Raw genomic sequence first — 16,909 nt, 5'->3', positions numbered from 1 at the left:
TACGCAGCTGGTGGGCGCCTGGCCGCTTCAGCTCCCAGACGGCGCCCCCTGCGCGCGTCCGTGGTCGCCGGGGCCACCTCCCGACCCGGCGGACGGCGAGGGGGCGGAGCGGGCCGGTCCCCCGGGGTCGGCCCCCGGCCACGTGACGATGAACGCCAGGCCCCGCGGTTGCCGCGGGCCTGCGCGCAGGTCCCCGCCCCAGGCGCGGGCCAGCTGGCGGCTGATGGCCAGCCCGAGTCCGGCGCCCGGAGAACCGGGGCGGCGTCGGAAGGGGACGAACAGGCCCGCCACGACCTCGTCGGGCACGGGCTCGCCGTCGTCGGCCACCACCAGCTCCCAGGCAGGGCCGGTGCGCCGGAGGGTGACGGTCAGGCGGGTGATGCCCCGGGCGTGGCGGAGGGCGTTGTCGACCAGGTTGCGGACGACGCGGTCCACCAGGTCCGGGTGGCACCGCACCCAGGCCGCCTCGGGGAGGTCCGGCTCCAGCGCGATGTCCCTCTGGCGGAGGGCGGGGTAGAACTCGATCAGCAGCTGGCGCAGCCGCTCGGCCAGGTTGAGCCGCGGGGCGGGCAGGTCCGCGACCTCCAGGTCCAGGCGCGCCCACTCGAAGATCCGGTCCAGGGTCTCCCGCAGCTCCCGCCCCTTGCGGTGCGCCGTCTCCAGGTAGTCCCGTCGGGTCGCGGGGGCCAGGTCGCCCCGGGCGACCGCTTCGAGATAGCCCAGCACTGCGGTCAGCGGCGTGCGCAGGTCGTGGGAGAGGGCGGCCAGGAACTGGCGGCGGCGCTGTTCCTCCCGCTGATGCGCGGCCTCCAGGTCGTGCAGGCGCCGCATCACCCCGTTGAACGCCGCGGCGAGGGCCCGCACGCCCGGGTGGCGCGAGTGGAAGCGCACCATGACGTCGCCCGCCCGCGCCTCCTCGACGGCCTGGGCCAGCCGCCGCAGCTCGCGACGCAGCCCCCAGTAGGCGGCCAGGGCAAACAAGGCCGCCGCGATGGACACCCCCGCGACCAGGAGCCACGGAATCCCGCCGGCCGGGAGGAGGGCGACCGGCGGCCACGACCCCGAGGACGGCCCGAGCGCCATCCCGACGGCGTGCTGGCTCATGGTCCGCAAACCAGCCGGTAGCCCAGGCCGCGCACGGTCTGGATGATCGCCGGCCGCTCCGGGTTGCGCTCGATCTTCGCCCGCAGCCGGTGGATGTGGACCGCGACCGTGTTGTCGTCGGTCACGTAGGGCTCGCCCCAGACGGCCTCGTAGATCTGCTGCTTGGTGAAGACCCGGTCGGGGTGGCGGATCCACCACGCCAGCATCTGGTACTCCTTGGCGGTGAGGTGGACCGGCTTCCCGTCCACCCAGACCCGGGCTGCCGCCAGGTCCATGGTGAGGGGCCCGCACCGGACCACCTCGCCGCCGGTCGCGTGCGGTTCCCGGACGAACGCGGCCGCGGGGGGCGCCGCCTCCCGGCCGGGCGACGGCGTCGGGGCCGAGGGTCGCCGCGCGCCATCGGTCGCCACCGGCGTCGGGTCCACCGCCGCCGGCTGCGCCGCCCGGGTGCGGAACCGGCGCAGCACCGCGTGGACGCGGGCGGTGAGTTCCAGCAGGCTGAAGGGCTTGGCGACGTAGTCGTCGGCCCCCAAGGACAGGCCCACCGTCTTGTCGACCGCGCTGCCGCGGGCGGAGAGCATGATCACCGGCAGGTCGGGCCACCCCCGCCGGGGGTCGCGGATCCGGCGCAACAGATCGATCCCGTCCATCCCCGGCAGCATGATGTCCAGGATGACCAGGTCGCACGGCTCCTCGTCCAGCAGCCGGAGGGCGGTCTCCGCATCCGGCGCCACCCGGGTCGCGAAACCCTCCCGCGCCAGGTGCTCGGCCAGGAGCCGGGTCAGATCCGGCTCGTCATCGACGATGAGGATGGTCGCCCGCCCCGTCACCGCCGGCCCTCCTTGGACGGCCCCCTGGGCCGTCGATGGCGCTCGCCCGCGTCCATGCGACCTCCGCGGGGGATCGGGATCCTACCGCGTCCCGGCGACCGCGCCGAGGTCCTCGACCGGCACGATGATAGCACAAGGCGGTGCGCGTCCCGCCCGCACCGCGGCCACCGCCGAGGGTGTTGGCCGCATGCGCGCCTGAAGCAGCGGTGCCGCGCGGGAAGTTGAGAAGGTTAGAATGGATATCACCAGGATCTGTGTGGGGGGATGGCCATGGGGATCCGGCGAATCTTACGGATCGGTCAGAGCCTTGGTGTTACCCTGCCCGCCCGGGAGCTTCATGAGCTGGGGCTGAAGGAGGGTGCTCCGGTCGAGGTGGAGGTGGATCGTGTCCAGCGGCGGGTGGTCATCCGGCCCTTGGACTCCGCGACAGGCGTTGACCCGTCGTTTGTCGAGGAGGCCCGGCGATTCGCCGAAAGGCATCGGGTCATCCTCGAAGAGCTCGCCCGGCGATGAGTCTCACCCCCGCTCAGATCCTCTACCTACACGACCTGGCCCTCGAGTTCGGCGGTGGCGCGCCAGGGGTTCTTGACGTAGGTCGCGTTGAAGCGGCTGTTGCGAGGGCATTCCAGACTGTCGGTGGACAACCTGCTTACCGGACGCCTGTTGCACAGGCAGCGGCGTGTGCGCATGCCCTTGTGCGCGACCACCCGTTTGTGGATGGAAACAAGCGGACGGCTTTCTTGGCACTCGGCCTCTGGCTTGCGTCCGAAGGTCTCGTCTTCGATCCGCCACCAGCGGAGGCGGTTGAGGTCATGGAACGGGTAGCAGTTGGTCACATGGATGAGCGGGAACTGGCACGATGGGTGGAGCGGTGGGTCAGGAGACGAGACAGTCAGGCGAAGTTGTCGTGAACATCGACCGAGCGCCCCTTACAGACCAACGTGTCGGGGCGGCGCGAGTCCCGCCCGCACCGCCCCCTGCTGCCGGCCGCACGCCGCGGTCGATATCCCTCCGCGGCCCTGCCCACCGGCCCTCACCGGACGAACAGGGACTGGGGGAGGAACGCCGAGACCAACCAGTTGGGCGCGTCGACCACCTCGCTGATCTTCAGGTCCACGGCCACGCTGGCCAGGGCGTAGGCCTCCGCAGGCTCCAGGTGATAGGTCTCCCCCAGATAGCGGATCATCGCCCGCACGGCCTTGCGGGTGGCTTCCATCAGGTCGTCGCTGATCCCGGTGGTGTCGGCATGATGGAGTCAAGCCCCCGCCGGGCGGCCAGGAAGGGCCGCAGGCGGCGACTAATCTCCGTCCCCAAGAGGCGGGCGGAGGCGGTCGCGGAGCGCAGAGCAGAGGGCGCGCCGTGTCCCGTCATGGGCTTGGAGCCCGACCTTCTTGTCTGGTCGGCCCCCTCTGCGCATCGCCCGCATGGGCACCGGAGGCGTCCGGTCAGCCCGGAGAAGTGAATGCATGCGTACGCGGTCGAAGGAAAAACCGCCGTCTGCGCTCCGAGAATCACCCGGGCGGGAGGGGGTTCCCATGCCGCGCTACATCGGGCTTGATGTGCACAAGCGCTACGTGCACGCCTGCGAGTTCCGGCCTGATCGGCCCGAAGGGCAGCAAGAAAGGCATTTCCGGTTCCCCAACACGCCCGAGGCGTGGACGGCCTTGGTGGCCGAACTGGACCGCGAAGCGGTCGTCGCCCTCGAGGTCACCGGAAATGCCTTTGAGATCTACGATACCCTGGCACCCCACGCTGGTAAAGTCCTGGTGGCCAACGCCGTGGAGCTGAAGCGCCTGGGTTCAGGGCGGCACACCGACCGCGTGGACGCCGCGCGGCTGGCCAAGATGGCGGCGCTGGGCATCGTACCTACCGTATGGGTTCCGCCCCAGCCGCTGCGGCAGGTGCGCCGGCTGCTGAAGACACGGGAACGGCTGGACAGCCAGCGCCGGGCCCTGCTCAACCAGGCGCGGGCTGCCTTGAACCGCCACGGGATCGCTGTCCCCCGGGGTGCCGACCCCGCGGTCCTCCTGGAGCGTATGGAGGGCGTACCGCTGCCGCCGGGCGAACGACTGGCGGTGCAGGTCACGCTGGAGGCCGCACAGGTGCTGGAGGCGCAGGTGGAGGTGCTCACGGCAGAGATCGCCCGGCAGGTCGCGGAGGTGCCCGAGGTGCAGCGGTTGCTGACGATCACAGGCGTGGGGCTATTGACGGCAGCCACCATCTGGGCCAAGTTGGGCGATCCCGGGCGGTTTCGTGGTCCCAAGCAGGTGGCGCGGTACGCAGGGCTCGACCCCTCGGTCGACCAATCGGGGGAACGGGACCGGCGAGGGCGCATCAGCCGCCACGGCGATCGGCTGCTGCGGCAGGGGCTGATCGAGGCAGCCTGGTCGCTGGCCCGGCATGACAAGGGGGAGCTGGGCCGGTTCTATCGCCGCCTCGCAGCGAAAAAAGGGGCCAAGAAGGCCCTTGTGGCGCTGGCACGCAAGCTTTTGATCGTGGCGTGGCGGATGCTGCAGACGGGCGAGCCGTACCGGGCGCAAAAGCCGGCCACCGTGCAACGCAAGCTGGTTGGCCTGCAGCGACTCGTGCGCCGTCGACCTGCCGATGGGGAGGTGATCCGCCGGGCGATGCTTCGTAGCTGGGCTGAGGCAGTTCAGGGCACAGCCTTGCGCTCAGGAGAGAAGCTGCACCGAGCTTCCTGAGTAGGGGTTCCGCCCGGCGAGGGCTTGACGTCCATCAGAAGTGACGAAGTAGCCCCGCGGGTCCTGGCCCGACGCCAGCGGGCCCGGCACGATGAAGGCCGGTTCGTCCAGGCGCAGGTCGCGGCGGATGCGGAAGCGGCAGGCCACCTGCATGGCCGCCTCGATGGCCGTGCCGCACACCTCCCCGTCCCCCTGGGCGGCGTGGGTGTCGCCGATGGAGAACAGCGCCCCCTCGACCCACACCGGCAGGAGCAGCCGGGTGCCGGCGGTCAGGTGGCGGATGTCCATGTTGCCGCCGTTCTTCCGCGGCGGGACGATGCTGTGCCGCCCCGGCTCGGGCAGGGCGACGCCGATGGTGCCTGGGAAGGGGGCGAGGGGCACGGCGATGCGCTCGTTGAACCAGGCACGCTCACCGGGCCCCGACAGGTCCCAGATCTTGAGGTAGGGTTTCGGGAACTCGTCGGCCAGAAGGCCAAACCCGGGGATGATGGCCGTCCAGCCCCAGCGGGCGGGACCGAACTCCAGGATCTCGACCTCCAGCACGTCCCCCGGCCTCGCGCCCTTGATGAACACCGGTCCGGTGACGGGATTGACCCGCTCGAAGTCGAGACGCGCCACGTCCGCGGCGGTCGAACCGGCGTTCAGCTGGCCCCCCGACGCATCGACCACCTCGAACTCCACCGTCTCGCCGGGTTCGACCTCCAGCACCGGCTCGAGGCTGTTGTCCCAGCCGTAGTGGACGTGACGGGAGTGGATGGTGTGGGCCATGGGGTTCCCTCCTTGCAAACGGCCTGGCGTCCCTGGATGCCATTTCGGTGGCGACCGGGGAAAGGCCTGTCTCGGTCCGGCGACGGGCGGCGCGGGCCGCGGCGACGCCAACCCCTCTCCCCACCACCATGCCCATCCGCATCATCGGGTGCGGAGGATCGGACCGGGCACCCGGATCGTTCGGCGGAGGGCCGTCGTACCGCCGTGATGGTCGTCTATGATGGTGATGGTGCGCAGAGCGGACGTGGCGGCTGCCCGGCGACGACGCCGACCAGGCCAGGTGGAGGAGGAAACGTGACCGCGCCCCAACCCCCCCTTTCCGATCAGGCGGGACGGCCGGAGCACGATGGGCCGGGTCGACCCGGGACGGCCGGGGGGCCGGCTGCCTGGGCATGGACCGGGCCGATGCCCGACTGGCTTCACCGCCAGGCGGAGCTGCAGCCCGACGGCCTGGCTTTGCTGGTGGCCGGCGACCCAGCCTCCACGCGTGACGAACGCTGCTGGACCTTCGCGGAGCTGGACGCCGCGGCGACGGCGCTGGCCGAGCGGCTCCGGGCAGCCGGTGTCCGGCCGGGCCAGACCGTCGCGGTGCTGGCGGCCAACGAGCCCGGATACGTCGTGCTGATCCACGCCCTGATTCGGGCGGGCGCCGTGCTGGTTCCCCTCAACGTGCGCCTGACGCCGGCCGAACTGGCCTGGCAGGTGGCCGACAGCGGCGCCGACTGGCTGATCTACGGCCAGGGGTTCGGGGAGACCGCGGCGGCGGTGGCGGCCCACATGGTTCCCGAGCCGGCTGTGGCGGCGACCCTTCCTGCCCCGAAGTCGGCAGTGGCGGTCGGACCGGCCATCCCGCCCTCGCCAGCACCGGCGATGCCACCGGCGGCTGAAGCCGCAGGCCAACCCGGTCGTGCGCCGGCGCCAGCTACCCCCGTACCGTCCCACGCGAAGGGGTGGCCTTGCCTTCTCTCCCTGGCCGGCCTAGCCAGCGATTTGCTGATGGCGGGGGCGGCGACCCAGGGACCGGTCCAAGCCCCTTGCGCCATGGCTTCCGCCGGGGGTGCTACCACGACTTCCGCCGGTCCCACGGCCCCACCTTCCACCGGGGACACCGGGGCCGCCGCGGTCCCGGCTTCTGCCGCGGTGCCGTCCCCCGCCTCGACCGCGGGGCTTCGCGCCGCCATCGACCTGGCGGCACCCCACTGCATCATCTACACCTCGGGGACCACGGGCCGGCCCAAGGGCGCCGTCCTGACCTACGGCAACCACTTCTGGAGCGCCGTCCAGTCGGCCCTGAACCTGGGCCTTCACCGGGACGACCGCTGGCTCTGCTGCGTGCCCCTCTTCCACGTCAGCGGGCTGTCCATCGTCTTCCGGTCGGTGATCTACGGGATCCCCATGGTGCTGCACCGGCGGTTCGACCCGGCGGCGGTCAACGCGTCCATCGAGCGGCACCGGGTGACGGTGATCTCGGTGGTGGCCACCATGCTCCAGCGCATGCTGGACGAACGCGGCCCCCGGCCCTATCCCGAGCACCTGCGCTGCGTGCTGCTGGGCGGCGGGCCGGCCCCGCGGCCGCTGCTGGAGGCCTGTGCCGCCCGCGGCATCCCCGTGGTGCAGACCTACGGCATGACGGAGACGGCCTCCCAGTTCGCCACCCTGGCTCCTGCCGACGCCCTGCGCAAGCTGGGCTCGGCCGGCAAACCGCTGTTCTTCAACCGGCTGCGCATCGTGGACGAACGCGGGCGCGACCTGCCGCCCGGCCAGGTGGGGGAGATCGCCGTGCAGGGCCCCACGGTCAGCCCGGGGTACCACCGCCGGCCCGACGCGACCGCCCGCACCTGGCGGGAGGGCTGGTTCCACACCGGCGACCTGGGCTACCTGGACGAGGAGGGGTACCTGTACGTCGCCGACCGCCGCGACGACCTGATCATCTCCGGCGGCGAGAACGTCTACCCGGCGGAGGTGGAGGCGGTGCTGCTGGCCCACCCGGCGGTGGAGGAGGCCGGGGTGGTCGGGGTGCCGGATCCGGAGTGGGGGCAGGTGCCGGTGGCGGTGGTGCGGCTGCGCCCCGGGAGGGCGGCGGGCGAGCCCTCCTCCCAAGCGCCCACGCGTCCGCGTCCTACGGCGGGGCGGCCGGACGTGGACGGGATGCCGGGCCGGCACTCGGAGCTGGACCCAGACCTTGGCCCTGCGCCGGATGCGGACCCCGGTCGCGTTCCGGACCCAGCCACGGATGCGAAGCTGGATTGCGTTCCGAACCTGGATCCGGACCAAGACGTGAATCCGGAACCGCACCAGAACCCGTGCCCATCATCGAACCAAGAACCGAGGCAGCAGCCACACACGGCCCCGGAGCCGTCCGCGGTCACGGAAGAGGCCCTCTTGCGCTTCTGCGCCGAGCGGCTGGCGCGGTACAAGGTGCCCCGCCGGGTCCTCTTCACCTCTGAACCCCTGCCGCGCACCGCCAGCGGCAAGCTGCAACGGCACGTGCTGCGGCAACGGCTGGACTCGGGCTGAGATGCGGGAGGTTGGGCCAGATCCGCGGCCGCCCGGTACGGGGCCGACAGGAGCTGGGCCACGTAGCCCAGGGGCCACCGGGCAATGGTTCGGGCGGTTTGGTCCAGCCGTTCCACGGGCCGGGCCAGCCGGCGGGAGATCAACCAGGCCAGGCCGGTGGCCACGGACAGGGCACCCGCCGCAGCCGGCACCATGACCACTACGCTGCAAGGTCTGGACGTGGCGGAAGCCGTCGCGGCAAGACACCAGGGCCGGTTCGTCGTCCTACGGCCGAACCTCCACTCCGGCGAGACGGGCACATCGCGGTACAAGGGACGGCAAGGGCCGGCCACCGTGCGGTGCGGGGGAGGAGGCGTACTTGCCGGAGAGACGCCGGCCGGACGGGCGCTTTTTGCACCTCACCTGCCCTCGTACCTACCGTACCTCCTCCTCACGGGGTGGCCCGCAACGGGTCCCGGGCCTGTCCAGGGTCGGCCGTCTTGAGAAGGTTGTTGCCAGGGTTCGGGCCAGCCCGCTCCTCGAGAAGGACACAGTAGGAAGGTGAATCGCCGGGGGGATCCGCCGGCTCGACCGGCGCCTTCGCCCGGAGGGCGAGGAGTTCTGCGCGAAGCCCGGTGAGGGCGCGGATCTGCGCATTCAGGTGTTCGATCTTCGCATCCAGCCACGCCACCACCTGACTGCAGGGAGCCCGGCCCTCGTCCCGGAGCTGCAGGATCTCGGCGATCTCCTCGAGGGTGAAACCCAGCCGCGCCGCTCGCCGGATGAAGCGCACCCGTTCCACGGTCTCCCGGTCGTACAAGCGGTAACCGGAGCCGCTTCGCCGGCAGCGGATCAAGCCCAGGGATTCGTAATAACGCAACGCATGCGGCGACACTCCCGCCTGCCGCGCCGCTTCGCCAATGCGCATCATCACCGCCTCACCCCGCTCGCGCCGGGAATCCCGGTACGTTCTGCTGTCGCGGGCAGCCGGGTGGTCAGGGTGTGCCCCAAGACCAGTGTCAGCGATACCGCCATGGCCAGCATCGCCCACATCGGATGAACGCGGCCCGAGAGCGAGGCGAGCACGCCGGTCGCGTTCACGGCCAGTGCCAGCAGCACATTGCGCAAGGTCAGCCCGTAGCTGGCCGCCGCCAGGGCGCGAGCCTCCGCGACGGCGGGGAGGCGGCGCGCCGGGAGCACGACGTCCGCCGATTCGATGGCGATGTCCGTTCCCGCCCCGACGGCGATTCCCACGTCAGCCTGCATCAAGGACGGGGCGTCGTTGATCCCGTCGCCGACGAAGGCCACCTTCCGGCCCGCTCGCTGCAGTTGCAGCACGAGCCGCCGCTTGTCTTCCGGCAGGAGGCGGGCGTGGAAGACGTCGACACCGAGCTCGCGGGCCGTCGCGGCGACGGCGCCCTCGTGGTCACCGCTGGCGATGACGGTCTGCAGTCCCTGCCGGCGCAGGGCCGCAACCGCCGCAGCCGCGTCTTCCCTCGGCCGGTCGGCCAGGGCGATGGCGCCGGCCAGCTGTCCGTCGACGGCCACGTACACCACGGTGCGCCCGAGTTCGTGCTGACCCTTCACCCAACGCGCCGTGGCCTCATCCTGCTGGATCCCCTGCTCATGCAGAAGTCGCTGGTTGCCGACCAGGATCTGCTGTCCGTTCACCCGGGCGACGACGCCCCGCCCCGGTTCGGCCCGGAGAGCTTCGGCCTGGGGGAGATCCAACCCCCGTCCGGCGGCGGCGTCGACGATGGCCCGGCCCAAAGGATGCTCGGAGAGGCGTTCGGCGGCAGCGGCCAGGGTGAGCAGCTGCGCTTCCGGGTCACGCGGTGCGGAAGCGCCGGGTTGGACCCGCATGAACCCTTTGGCCGCCGCCACGGCCACCACCTGGGGTTTGCCTTCCGTCAAGGTTCCCGTCTTGTCGAACACCACCGTGTCCACTAGGCGGAAGACCTGAAAGGCCTCGCCGGAGCGCATGAGGATTCCGCGGGCCGCGGCCTCGCCGCTCGCCCGGACGACGGCCAGGGGCGTCGCCATGCCCAGGGCACACGGATACCCCATGACCAGCACGCCCAGGGCGGCATAGGCGGCCCGTACCCCGTCCGGCCGCCCGCCGGCCAGCCACGGTACGAGCAGCCAGAACAGCGTGCCGGCGGCGGCCAGGGCGAAGATCACCGGCACGTAGACCAGGAGCACCCGGTCCACCAGGCGCAGGATCCCCGGCTTCATGGCTCGGGCTTCGGCCACCTGGCGCGCGACCCGGTGCAGGAACGAGTCGTCGCCGGTGCGGGTCACCTCCACCTCGATCCCGCCCGTCAGGTTGATGGAGCCGCCGACGACTTCGTCGCCTGGCCGGCAGTCGCGGGGGACCGGCTCGCCGGTGACCAGGCGTTCGTCAATGGCGGTGGAACCGTGGAGGATGCGCCCGTCGACCGGGATCCGCTCCCCCGGCCGGATGCGCACCCGGTCCCCCGGGCGGAGTTCGTCCACCGGCACCTCTTCCTCGTTGCCGCGTTCATCCAGGCGCCGGGCCGTTGCGGGCTGTAGCGACAGCAGCCGGCGGACCGACTGGGACGCCCGCACGTGGACCAGGACCGAGGCGTAACCCCCCACGGCGTGGAAGGCCAGGATGTAGGTGGTGGCGGCGAAGAAGGCACCGCCCGGGAAGCGCGGGTCGGCCAGCCCGGCGACTCCGCCAACGAGTCCGGCCAGGGCCGCCGCGGCCGCCAGCACGTCCTGGTTGAGGATCCGCCGCCGCAGCGACTGCCACGCGTTGCGGTACACGAAGCGCGCCGGGCCTACGGAGGCCAGCAGGGCGAGGACCGCCTGGGCCCCCGGGATCACAGCATGAAGGCCGGGAGAGACTTGACCCCAGCGGCTCGCGACCATGAGCGCCGTCGCCGCGATGACCAGGCTGCCCGTGGCGGCCGCGATGCGCCGGGCTCGCGCCAGCTCTCGTTCTTCCTCGGCGAACACGTCGCTGCGGTCGGGATCGCGTACGGTAAAACCCAGGTCGCGCAAGGTGTCCGTGAGGGTCGCCACCGGCACCCGAACGGGATCGTAGCGCACGAGGACCTCTTCGTGGGCCAGGCTGACGCGGACGTCGTCGACGCCGTCCAGGCGGCGCAGCGCCTGCTGGATCGACCGGGTGCAGAGGGAGCAATGCATGCCCCCGACCCGGACGTGGAGTGTCGCCATGGGAACCACCTCGCCGCCAGTGTAAACCTTCAAGCCTGCTCGAAGGTCAAGGCAGCAGGGCCTGAAGGCACCCAGGACCGGCGACGCCGGACGGGGGTGCCGGTCTTGGCTGGAAAGCGGGCGGGTGTATGGCTAGGCTAGGTGGAACCCGGGTTCGCTGGGCGGTTCCCGGCCATATGGAATCACTTGCCTGTAGCCTAAGATGAGCGCGGACGTCGCCACCGCCAGAGGTGCCACCCGCCCCCCAGCATGCCGCCCATGGAGGCGCCCATGGTGATCATCCCGCTCGCGGAGAGCCCGTGCAACGGCATTCCGGACCAGAGGTCCATGAACGTCGTCGATGCCACCGCCAGGGCGCTGCCGGCGAGAGCGCCAAGCCCGGCTAGGGTCATGGCCGCATGCTCCTCCTCAGCCGCGGGACGCACCGTCAGCGGTGCCACCAAGGTGAGCAGGGTCGAGAGCAACCCGTGCAGCGACAAGGCGTGGTCGAGGAAGCTCCCGATCAACCCGGCCCAGGCTGAGCGCTGGAACAAGGGGGAGCTGAGCACAACGTCACCTCCGACCCTAGCGGACGGGGGTGTGGGTGCGCCGGTCCCGGGAACGGCCCCTCGCGGCGACGGGTGGTTGCTCGCCCGGCGGCCTGCCGGCACCGCTACTCACGCCATATGCGCGGCGGCGGTCGTTGATCCCATCCGTGGTCTGTGCCCATGGTCGCCGGGGGGAGGGGGGCTCCGGGCGGCAGCCCGGCGTCCGCAGGGACCGCCGCACCCGAGTTACGGATGGCGCGATGAAGTGCGCCGGGAGGAAGGGAGGCGGCGGGCCAGACCACGAACGCCGTTGCCAAGCCGGCCCACAGGAATGAGCCAGGCCAAATGACCTCAGAAGGCAGGGAGTCGCCATGGCGGGACATCCGCTGTTCGCAGCCGTGTTCGACTTGATCCAGCGTCCGGCGGCGCCGATGATCGATCCCTGGCGACGGCGCGTGGTGGGTGAGGCGACCGGCCGCGTCCTGGAGATCGGCGTGGGCACGGGCCTCAATCTGCCGTTTTACCGGATGGAGCACATCGAGCGGCTGGTCGGACTTGAACCCGATCCCCACATGCGCCGGCGGGCGGCGGCGCGGGCCCGGCGCCTGGGCATCCCCCTGGAACTGGTTGCCGCACCGGCGGAGGAGATGCCCTTTGAGGACCAATCCTTCGACACGGCGGTGGCCACCCACGTCTTCTGCAGCGTGGCCGATCCGGAACGGGCGCTGCGCGAGGTCTTCCGGGTCCTGCGGCCGGGAGGAACCTTCCGATTCCTTGAGCACGTGCGGTCGGCGGACGAACGGGCTGCACGGTGGCAGGACCGGGTGACTCCGCTGTGGCGCTTCGTCGCCGCTGGATGCCATCCCAACCGGCGGACGACGGAAATGATCGCCGCCGCAGGCTTCGCCTTCGAGGAACTTGAGCGATTCGAGTTTGCCGGGGGCGGACCCGTCAAACCCCAGGCATTCGGCGTGGCTCGGCGCCCGGCGCAAAGTTAGCGACGGCACGAACCCAGAGGCATGCCCACGGTTGGGTCGCCATCGGGGCAAGGGGCCGATGTCACGGTTCGCGGCGAAAGCGCCGCATGGGATCGAAACGCTTGAGCAGGGTGGAGTTGGTCGTCACCGAGACGGAGCTCAGGGCCATGGCCGCGCCGGCCAGCACCGGGCTCAGGTAACCCAGGGCGGCCACCGGGATGCCCAGGGTGTTGTAGATCAGCGCCCAGAACAGGTTCTGCCGGATCTTGGCCAGGGTGGCCCGGCTGAGCTCGATGGCGGCCACCAGGGTGCGCAGGTCGCCCCGCATCAGGGTGACGTCGGCCGTCTCGATGGCCACGTCGGTGCCCGTGCCGATGGCGATGCCCACGTCGGCCGCCGCCAGGGCGGGGGCGTCGTTGATGCCGTCGCCCACCATGGCGACCTTGCGGCCGCGAGCCTGGAGCTCGCGCACCTTGGCGGCCTTGTCCGCCGGCAGCACCTCGGCCAGGACGCGCTCTTCGGGGATCCCCGCCTGCCGGGCCACGGCGCGGGCCGTGCGGGCGTTGTCGCCGGTGATCATCCAGACCTCGAGTCCCAGCTCGTGCAAGGCGGCCACCGCCTCGGGGGCCGTCTCCTTGAGGGTGTCGGCCACGGCGATGAGGCCCGCCAGGCGGCCGTCCACCGCCACCAGCATGACCGTCTTGCCCTGTTCCTCCAGGGCCGCCAGCCGGTCCGCCGCGGCGTCCACCGCGACGCCTCGGGCCTCCATCAGCCGCCGGTTGCCCACGACCACCTCACGGCCGGCCACCCGCGCCTGCACCCCGTGCCCGGGGATGGCCTCGAAGGATTCCGGTTCGTCCAGGTCGAGGCCGGCTTCCCGGGCCCGCTCGACGATGGCGGCAGCCAGCGGGTGCTCGGAGGCCCGTTCCACCGACGCCACGAGCCGCAACAGGGCCCGCTGCGCGGCATCCAGGTCGGAGGAACCGGCCCCGCCGCGACCGGATGCTGCATCACCGGCTGCGACGGCGTCCCCGCCCGCGCCGGCACCGGCGGGGGCCTCGCCGGCATCCTCGGCCGCATCCTCGACCACGTCGCCGTCAACGCCCGGACCGGCATCCAGCGCCTCCAGCGCCTCCAGCACCACCACGTCCGTCACCGACGGCTTGCCCACGGTGAGCGTCCCCGTCTTGTCCAGCAGGATGGCGTCCAGGGTGGCCGTCGCCTCCAGGTGCTCGCCACCGCGGAAGAGGATGCCGTTCTCCGCGCCGCGCCCCGTCCCCACCATCACGGCCGTGGGGGTGGCGAGACCCAGCGCGCACGGGCAGGCGATGACCAGCACCGCCGTGGCCGCCAGCAGCGCCCGGGTGAGGTCGCCCGTCGCCACGAGCCATCCCGCAAAGGTCACCGCCGCCACCGCCATGACCGCCGGGACGAAGACGTTGGACACCCGGTCCGCGAAGGCCTGGATGGGGGCCTTGGAGAGCTGCGCCTCCTCCACGATGCGGACGATCTGGGCCAGGGCGGTGTCCCGGCCCACCCGTGTGGCACGGAACTTGAAGGAGCCCGTGGTGTTCACCGTGCCGCCGATCACCTCGTCGCCGGGCCCCTTCTCCACGGGCAGGCTCTCGCCGGTGAGCATCGACTCGTCCACCGCGGAGCGGCCCTCCAGCACCACCCCGTCCACGGGGATCTTCTCGCCGGGCCGCACCACCACCACGTCACCGACGGCCACGTCTTCGACCGGGACGTCCACCTCGCGCCCGTCGCGGATCACGCGGGCCGCCCGCGCCTGCAGAGCGAGGAGCTTCTCGATGGCCGCCGACGTGCGCCCCTTGGCCACGGCCTCCAGGTACTTGCCCAGGGCGACCAGCGTGATGAGGATGGCGCTGGTCTCGAAGTAGAGTCCCGTCGTGCCCAGGCCCGGCCAGAGCAGCGCCACCACGCTGTACGCGTAGGCCGCCGTGGTGCCCAGGGCCACCAGCACCGACATGTTGGCGTTCCGGTTCTTCAGGTTGAAGTAGCTGTCGCGGTAGAAGATCCAGCCGACGTAGAACTGCACGGGCGTGGCCAGGGCCAGTTGCAGCCACCCGTTTTGCAAGAGGGCGAAGGCCGGACCGTGCCACCGGAAGAGGTGCGCCGCCATGGCCAGCAGGAGCGGCAGGGAGAGCACCGCCCCCAGGACGAACCGGTTCCTCCAGCCAAGGATCTCACGGCGGCGCGCGGCCTCGGCTTCGTCGCCCGCCCCCCGACCCTCGTCGACGGGCTCCGCCTCGTAGCCGGCGGCCCGGACGGCGCCCACCAGGTCGGCCACCGTCGCCGTGCCCGGGACGAGCCGCACGGCGCCGGTCCCCGTGGCCAGGTTGACCGACGCCTCGACCACGCCTGGGACGCGGCGCAGGGCCCGTTCGACCCGGTTGACGCAGGCCGCGCAGGTCATGCCGCGGATGGTCAGGCGCACCGGCTGCAGGGGCACGTCGTAGCCCAGGTCGCGCACGCGCGCCGCCATGTCGGCCACCGTCACCCGCTTGGGGTCGAACCGGACCCAGGCGCGGGCCGTGGCCAGGTTCACGGCAGCGTCGGCGACCCCATCCAGGCGCTTGAGGCCTCGCTCGATGCGGTTGGCGCAGGCGGCGCAGGTCATGCCCTCCACGGGCAGGGTGACGTCGACCGTGGCCACGGCGGCCGCGGTTCCACCGGCGTCGGTGTCGTCGGGCCCGCCCTCCCCACCACCGCCTCCGGCCACGGCACCGGGACCGCGACCCGGGTCTTGCGGATGCGGGACACCGGCTTCGGTGCGGGCACGCTCCTTCAGCACACGCCCATCCGTCATGGGGACCGCCTCCCCTCTTGAGGCACGGTGCCGCTGGACGTCGCAGGCGACCCGGAGTCAGCGTCGATGTGGCGCATCGGATGCAAGCCCGACGGGGTGCGGCCCGTCACGAGGTGCGGAGCAGCCGCCGCACCACCGCCATGACCTCGTCGATGGCCGCGTCGCCGTCGCCACTGCGGACGGCGTCCTGGACGCAGTGGTGGGTGTGCTGCTCGAGGAGCTGCAGGGCCACGGCGTCCAGGGCGGCCCGCACGGCGGCCACCTGGATCAGCACGTCCACGCAGTACCGCTCCTCCTCGACCATGCGCTGCAGCCCGCGCACCTGGCCCTCGATGCGGCGCAGGCGATCCAGCAGCTTCTTGCGGTCCGCGTGGGGCGTCATGCGCCGCGATCCCCGACCGCGGGCCGCCCCGTCCACCAGCGTAGGGCGGCCGGGGTCGGGGGGCGACGCCTGCGGCGGTCCGGCGATCGGCTGGTCGGCGTCCCCGTTCACAGGATCCCCTCCCGTCGGCTCCGCCGTGTCGCCGGGGTCGTTCGTCCCGACGCAGGGGCGTCGTCGGTCGTCCAAGCGTACGGCGCGAAGCGTTCGGCTCGATCATACCCCCTTGGGGTATGTGCGTGTCAATGTACCAAAACATGTATTCCCATGCAACGGGCCGGCGGCGGAGGCAAGGCCCTGCGAACAACCGCCGGCATGGCACGCGATGACGACGAGCGACGGATCCGTTCTCAGCCCAAGGATGGGTGGAGGAGGCCGCGGTCTTTGACGGCAGGGGGTCGGCGGCGCCGATGTTTGACGGCGCGGGAGCGGCAGCCTAGGATAGAGACGACGATACCCCCTCAGGGTATCCATGGGGCCTCGGAGTATCGATGCCGGAGTATCGAGGCCGGCCCCGTGAGGGCAACCATGGTACAGGGAGGTCGACATGGCATGGCGACGCGGGTCTACCAGGTCAAGGGCATGTCCTGCGACCACTGCAAGGCGGCCGTCAAGAAGGCCATCGCCGGCGTGCCGGGCGTCCAGGAGGTGGACGTCGACCTGGCCACCGGCCGCGTGACGGTGACCTACGAGGGCGATCTCGACGACGCCCGGGTCCGGAAGGCCGTCGAGGAGGCCGGCTACGAGGTGGCGTGACGGCATCCGCCCCGATCGGGGCGGACGCCCCATGATCCCGCCTGTCGATCCCCGGATCGGCCCGGGTCGGCGCGGATCGGCCCCCACCGGAGCCCTTCGGCCCCATTCGGCGCGGTCGCGACGCCCTCGAGCGGGTCGGCCGAGGGCGGGGCACGAGCGGGTCGTCGAGACCGGGGTCGGTAGGGCGCGGTGTGGGGGCGGAGGCATGGGGGCGCTTCGGTCCATGGTGGGGATCACGGGCAGGTCGGGTTGGAGGACGGTGTGGCGGGGCACCCCAGGAACCGGTCCGCCGTCAGGAAGGTCGGCGCTTCGGGGAGACCGGAAGGGGGATGAGGG

At 71.9% G+C, this 16,909-nt stretch carries 15 protein-coding genes; 6 read left to right on the top strand and 9 right to left on the bottom strand.

Annotated features, from left to right (window positions below; all coding sequences use genetic code 11):
* Nucleotides 1-27 precede the first annotated feature (27 nt).
* On the bottom strand, nucleotides 28-1,104 hold the full coding sequence (locus tag Q5761_RS08055) for a HAMP domain-containing sensor histidine kinase (RefSeq protein WP_318750183.1): 1,077 nt from the start codon (nucleotides 1,102-1,104) through the stop codon (nucleotides 28-30).
* On the bottom strand, nucleotides 1,101-1,934 hold the full coding sequence (locus tag Q5761_RS08050; protein WP_318750182.1) for a response regulator transcription factor: 834 nt from the start codon (nucleotides 1,932-1,934) through the stop codon (nucleotides 1,101-1,103). Before Q5761_RS08050 ends, Q5761_RS08055 begins: the two co-directional genes overlap by 4 nt.
* Nucleotides 1,935-2,204: 270 nt before the next feature.
* Here Q5761_RS08050 and Q5761_RS08045 point away from each other — a divergent pair, with 270 nt between their 5' ends.
* The gene (locus Q5761_RS08045; RefSeq protein ID WP_318750181.1) at nucleotides 2,205-2,447 is read left to right on the top strand and encodes an AbrB/MazE/SpoVT family DNA-binding domain-containing protein; all 243 of its coding nucleotides are present in this window, start codon (nucleotides 2,205-2,207) and stop codon (nucleotides 2,445-2,447) included.
* On the top strand, nucleotides 2,444-2,845 hold the full coding sequence (locus Q5761_RS08040) for a type II toxin-antitoxin system death-on-curing family toxin (protein ID WP_318750180.1): 402 nt from the start codon (nucleotides 2,444-2,446) through the stop codon (nucleotides 2,843-2,845). Before Q5761_RS08045 ends, Q5761_RS08040 begins: the two co-directional genes overlap by 4 nt.
* A 122-nt stretch (nucleotides 2,846-2,967) precedes the next feature.
* On the opposite strand, the gene Q5761_RS08035 is transcribed toward Q5761_RS08040, so the two are convergent.
* Nucleotides 2,968-3,150 carry an acetamidase/formamidase family protein gene (locus Q5761_RS08035; RefSeq protein WP_318750179.1) on the bottom strand — a complete coding sequence of 61 codons (183 nt, stop codon included), beginning with the start codon at nucleotides 3,148-3,150 and terminating at the stop codon, nucleotides 2,968-2,970.
* Between the two features lie 319 nt (nucleotides 3,151-3,469).
* Here Q5761_RS08035 and Q5761_RS08030 point away from each other — a divergent pair, with 319 nt between their 5' ends.
* On the top strand, nucleotides 3,470-4,636 hold the full coding sequence (locus Q5761_RS08030; RefSeq protein WP_318750178.1) for an IS110 family transposase: 1,167 nt from the start codon (nucleotides 3,470-3,472) through the stop codon (nucleotides 4,634-4,636).
* On the opposite strand, the gene Q5761_RS08025 is transcribed toward Q5761_RS08030, so the two are convergent.
* Nucleotides 4,607-5,404 carry an acetamidase/formamidase family protein gene (locus Q5761_RS08025; RefSeq protein ID WP_318750177.1) on the bottom strand — a complete coding sequence of 266 codons (798 nt, stop codon included), beginning with the start codon at nucleotides 5,402-5,404 and terminating at the stop codon, nucleotides 4,607-4,609. The two genes, Q5761_RS08030 and Q5761_RS08025, sit on opposite strands and share 30 nt — an antisense overlap.
* A 405-nt stretch (nucleotides 5,405-5,809) precedes the next feature.
* Between Q5761_RS08025 and menE the strand changes: the two genes are divergently transcribed.
* The gene (menE, locus tag Q5761_RS08020; protein ID WP_318750176.1) at nucleotides 5,810-7,921 is read left to right on the top strand and encodes an o-succinylbenzoate--CoA ligase; all 2,112 of its coding nucleotides are present in this window, start codon (nucleotides 5,810-5,812) and stop codon (nucleotides 7,919-7,921) included.
* Between the two features lie 430 nt (nucleotides 7,922-8,351).
* On the opposite strand, the gene Q5761_RS08015 is transcribed toward menE, so the two are convergent.
* The 3 genes from Q5761_RS08015 to Q5761_RS08005 form a co-directional block, all read right to left on the bottom strand.
* Nucleotides 8,352-8,831, bottom strand: a complete 480-nt coding sequence (locus Q5761_RS08015) for a heavy metal-responsive transcriptional regulator (RefSeq protein ID WP_318750175.1) — start codon at nucleotides 8,829-8,831, stop codon at nucleotides 8,352-8,354.
* Nucleotides 8,831-11,104 carry a cation-translocating P-type ATPase gene (locus tag Q5761_RS08010; protein ID WP_318750174.1) on the bottom strand — a complete coding sequence of 758 codons (2,274 nt, stop codon included), beginning with the start codon at nucleotides 11,102-11,104 and terminating at the stop codon, nucleotides 8,831-8,833. Before Q5761_RS08010 ends, Q5761_RS08015 begins: the two co-directional genes overlap by 1 nt.
* Before the next feature lie 197 nt (nucleotides 11,105-11,301).
* Entirely contained in the window at nucleotides 11,302-11,652 is a 351-nt protein-coding gene (locus tag Q5761_RS08005) for a hypothetical protein (protein ID WP_318750173.1), read from the bottom strand.
* Nucleotides 11,653-12,002: 350 nt separating this feature from the next.
* Here Q5761_RS08005 and Q5761_RS08000 point away from each other — a divergent pair, with 350 nt between their 5' ends.
* A complete protein-coding gene (locus tag Q5761_RS08000; protein ID WP_318750172.1) occupies nucleotides 12,003-12,629 on the top strand; it encodes a class I SAM-dependent methyltransferase in 627 nt (208 codons plus the stop codon).
* A 61-nt stretch (nucleotides 12,630-12,690) separates the two neighbouring features.
* Here the strand turns inward: Q5761_RS08000 and Q5761_RS07995 are convergent, their stop codons facing one another.
* Nucleotides 12,691-15,438, bottom strand: coding sequence for a heavy metal translocating P-type ATPase (locus Q5761_RS07995; protein ID WP_318750171.1), 2,748 nt, complete (start codon nucleotides 15,436-15,438; stop codon nucleotides 12,691-12,693).
* 106 nt (nucleotides 15,439-15,544) lie between these two features.
* Entirely contained in the window at nucleotides 15,545-15,931 is a 387-nt protein-coding gene (locus tag Q5761_RS07990; protein ID WP_318750170.1) for a metal-sensitive transcriptional regulator, read from the bottom strand.
* 438 nt (nucleotides 15,932-16,369) lie between these two features.
* Between Q5761_RS07990 and Q5761_RS07985 the strand changes: the two genes are divergently transcribed.
* The gene (locus Q5761_RS07985) at nucleotides 16,370-16,573 is read left to right on the top strand and encodes a heavy-metal-associated domain-containing protein (protein ID WP_318750169.1); all 204 of its coding nucleotides are present in this window, start codon (nucleotides 16,370-16,372) and stop codon (nucleotides 16,571-16,573) included.
* Nucleotides 16,574-16,909 lie beyond the last annotated feature (336 nt).

It is taken from the genome of Thermaerobacter composti, assembly GCF_033582035.1.
In the GTDB taxonomy this organism is placed as follows: domain Bacteria; phylum Bacillota; class Sulfobacillia; order Thermaerobacterales; family Thermaerobacteraceae; genus Thermaerobacter; species Thermaerobacter composti.
Note: the sequence above shows the minus strand (reverse complement) of the source record. Positions and strands in the feature narration are given on the sequence as shown.

Coding starts and splice junctions, on each gene's coding strand:
- Q5761_RS08035 (WP_318750179.1), bottom strand. CDS start 3,150: ATGGAAGCCACCCGCAAGGCCGTGCGGGCGATGATCCGCTATCTGGGG.
- Q5761_RS07995 (WP_318750171.1), bottom strand. CDS start 15,438: ATGACGGATGGGCGTGTGCTGAAGGAGCGTGCCCGCACCGAAGCCGGT.
- Q5761_RS08040 (WP_318750180.1), top strand. CDS start 2,444: ATGAGTCTCACCCCCGCTCAGATCCTCTACCTACACGACCTGGCCCTC.
- Q5761_RS08000 (WP_318750172.1), top strand. CDS start 12,003: ATGGCGGGACATCCGCTGTTCGCAGCCGTGTTCGACTTGATCCAGCGT.
- Q5761_RS08015 (WP_318750175.1), bottom strand. CDS start 8,831: ATGATGCGCATTGGCGAAGCGGCGCGGCAGGCGGGAGTGTCGCCGCAT.
- menE (WP_318750176.1), top strand. CDS start 5,810: ATGCCCGACTGGCTTCACCGCCAGGCGGAGCTGCAGCCCGACGGCCTG.
- Q5761_RS08030 (WP_318750178.1), top strand. CDS start 3,470: ATGCCGCGCTACATCGGGCTTGATGTGCACAAGCGCTACGTGCACGCC.
- Q5761_RS08010 (WP_318750174.1), bottom strand. CDS start 11,104: ATGGCGACACTCCACGTCCGGGTCGGGGGCATGCATTGCTCCCTCTGC.
- Q5761_RS08045 (WP_318750181.1), top strand. CDS start 2,205: ATGGGGATCCGGCGAATCTTACGGATCGGTCAGAGCCTTGGTGTTACC.
- Q5761_RS07985 (WP_318750169.1), top strand. CDS start 16,370: ATGGCGACGCGGGTCTACCAGGTCAAGGGCATGTCCTGCGACCACTGC.
- Q5761_RS08055 (WP_318750183.1), bottom strand. CDS start 1,104: ATGAGCCAGCACGCCGTCGGGATGGCGCTCGGGCCGTCCTCGGGGTCG.
- Q5761_RS08025 (WP_318750177.1), bottom strand. CDS start 5,404: ATGGCCCACACCATCCACTCCCGTCACGTCCACTACGGCTGGGACAAC.